The sequence below is a fragment of the Ectopseudomonas chengduensis genome (assembly GCF_900102635.1).
GTDB lineage: Bacteria > Pseudomonadota > Gammaproteobacteria > Pseudomonadales > Pseudomonadaceae > Aquipseudomonas > Aquipseudomonas chengduensis.
Genome location: NZ_FMZQ01000037.1, coordinates 1 through 2,280, shown reverse-complemented (window position 1 = coordinate 2,280; position 2,280 = coordinate 1). Strand labels below are relative to the sequence as shown.

The 2,280-nt window shown below is 49.0% G+C and carries 3 protein-coding genes; 2 read left to right on the top strand and 1 reads right to left on the bottom strand.

Going from position 1 to position 2,280, the window contains the following annotated elements; genetic code table 11:
• Positions 1–209: hypothetical protein (locus BLS08_RS26475; protein WP_208600926.1), on the top strand; the 209-nt coding region annotated here is incomplete at its 5' end.
• Between the two features lie 47 nt (positions 210–256).
• Positions 257–901 carry a hypothetical protein gene (locus tag BLS08_RS25905; RefSeq protein ID WP_139204321.1) on the top strand — a complete coding sequence of 215 codons (645 nt, stop codon included), beginning with the start codon at positions 257–259 and terminating at the stop codon, positions 899–901.
• A gap of 47 nt (positions 902–948) precedes the next feature.
• Here BLS08_RS25905 and BLS08_RS25900 read toward each other — a convergent pair whose 3' ends face one another.
• Entirely contained in the window at positions 949–1,650 is a 702-nt protein-coding gene (locus BLS08_RS25900; RefSeq protein ID WP_055986198.1) for an RES family NAD+ phosphorylase, read from the bottom strand.
• Between the last annotated feature and the right edge of the window lie 630 nt (positions 1,651–2,280).

The window sequence follows — 2,280 nt, the reverse complement described above, 5'->3', positions numbered from 1 at the left end:
CTTATCCACAGTTGCTGGTAACAAAATCAGCAATCCGCCCTGGGTCAAATTTCAATCGGCAGGGTGGGTCAATTTTCCATCAGCGCCAACACCCCCTTCCAAAAATGTCAGATCTCACCCCCCAGTCTACCGACACGGGTGAGGTTTTCTCAGCCGCTTCCAGCATCCGTTCGTCGCCAGAAAAGCGAAATCAGATTGACGATTTATAAAAATGATGTATAAATTAAATCGTCAATCAAAAATGCTGAGGTGCCTCATGGACTCGCAAAGATCAATCCACGCATTAGTCGACACCCTGGCCGCCACCCTAGAAAAGGTCCCAGAAGTAGCGGGTGGATCGGTGCGCGTGCTGAAGCTACTAACGAATGTGTTCCAGCAGTGGTCTGAAGAAAAGACTAAGGAGAACCTTGGATCCTTGACTGATGCGGAGCTTCTCCAAAAGCTTGCTGCCAGTGGCTCTGTGGCCGGCGCTTTAAGCACTAGGGAAACCCGAAAACAAGCTCGGCGCGTAGCCGCCAAAATCGAGTTCTTCGAACGACTCAAGGATTTTGGAGGAGTACTGAAAAGTCAGGCGATAGCCAGCGCTTTGGGTACGACAAGACAAACTATCAACAACCATGTGAAGAAAGGCACGCTAATCGCGATCCAGGAAGGAAACGATTACCTCTATCCTGCCTTCCAACTTGTTGGAGACGAAAAACTTCCATACTTGGAGGAAATTTTAGGCCTGATGAAAAATGTCAGCGCAGAAGCTCAATGCACATTTTTCCTAAACCCGATTGCTTTCAGCAATGGGCAAGTAGAATTACCGTATGTAGTACTGAAAGACGGAGTTAATGAGGAACAGTTGAATGTTATCAAGCGGGAAGCTGCTCTCTTCATGAGCTCAACTCCTGCTTAAAAAGCAGCGCACCCAAAAGTGGGGCGCTGCGTGAATGGTATCGGAGCTTAAGAGCAAATCACCTGATAGCCGAGGACTTCTGTCATAATTTCCTCAGCATCAATGCTGTCACCTTCAAAGCCTTCCGGAAGTTCTCCTTTGTACTCGAACTCCGAAAGCCTTTTCATCTCAACGGTCTTCACCGTTGTGACCTCACCTGGAGCCGTCCACAATGCATAGCAGCTGTGGCCGTCCGGGTGATGACGTGACTCATAAGCGATTCCATCAAAAGGGTTGCCTGGCAACCTGGCCACCGCTGCCACAATTTCTTGCGTAAGCGCATAGTCAGGGCCGGTCACTTCGTCCACCGTCCGGTTCATTTTGGACAGACATAGCTTTAGATCCAGCAGCCTCAAATCTCTGGTCGTCTCAACCACACACATATCTCTTGTCTCGAGATCTGTGGTATTAAGTACGATGCCTAGCCCTTTCGACGCCTTTGGCCGAAGCCTTCCGAACGTCTCGGCCAACGCCCCGCTGGGGTGTTCCGCCCCATACCAGATCCCAATTTGTTCCTTAGGATCGTTAAACCTACCCAGTTCTTCAGGCTTTTTAGGGCATCCGTAGTACTCAGCATTTTTATGCCCAGAGCCCTGAACCCTGTAGGAAGTCGAGCCGCCCGGAAGCGGTTTAACGCTCAGCTTACCATTAGAGTGCAGCTTTTGAACCAGTTGCTCGGTTTGATTAATATCGTCGTCGCCTGTAACCATTCTGAATCACCTCGTTAAAGAAAGTTTGTGTCATAAGCTCACCATTCAAAGGTTTCTTACGAAAAGGACGCTGGAATTCCAGCGGCGTCGACACATGTCGAGCGCTCGCGGATTCTAGCAGAGCAAACCTCAAGGTAAACAGTATTTATTAAACTCGCACACCAACGAGCCAGGCACAGAGAATAGTTCGCAGGAGATACGCACCCAATGGATTGGATAGACAAGTATTTGTTCGGCCTGACGACACCCGAAAGCTTCGTTCCTCTACGCTATTACCATCCATAAGATGATATTTAATACTAAATTGAATGCCCTAGAATCTTATAAACCAAACAAATAATAGTTTGCCTCCGTAGGCTAGTATTGCGAGCACTGCGCCTATCTGAGCATTTGAGTTGGACTAACCCGTTCCCGTGCTTGTAGCCGTTCTAAGATCACGTCTTCTGGCCTCGCCACATCACAGACCAGAGGAGTCCTAGCAGCCCTGTCGCGAGACAAAGAGAGACTTGTTACCGGCTAGATTCAGGGCCAATACTGTTGCTGCTGACCGAAAACTGACCCAGTAGAGGCTGTTCTGCCGACTGAAAACTGACCCAGGTGTTCAACTGCTTCTGCTCAATTTTTGAGCAG

Bases quoted from the DNA above. Each gene is read 5' to 3' on its own strand.
- BLS08_RS25905 (WP_139204321.1), top strand. From the start codon at position 257: ATGGACTCGCAAAGATCAATCCACGCATTAGTCGACACCCTGGCCGCC.
- BLS08_RS25900 (WP_055986198.1), bottom strand. From the start codon at position 1,650: ATGGTTACAGGCGACGACGATATTAATCAAACCGAGCAACTGGTTCAA.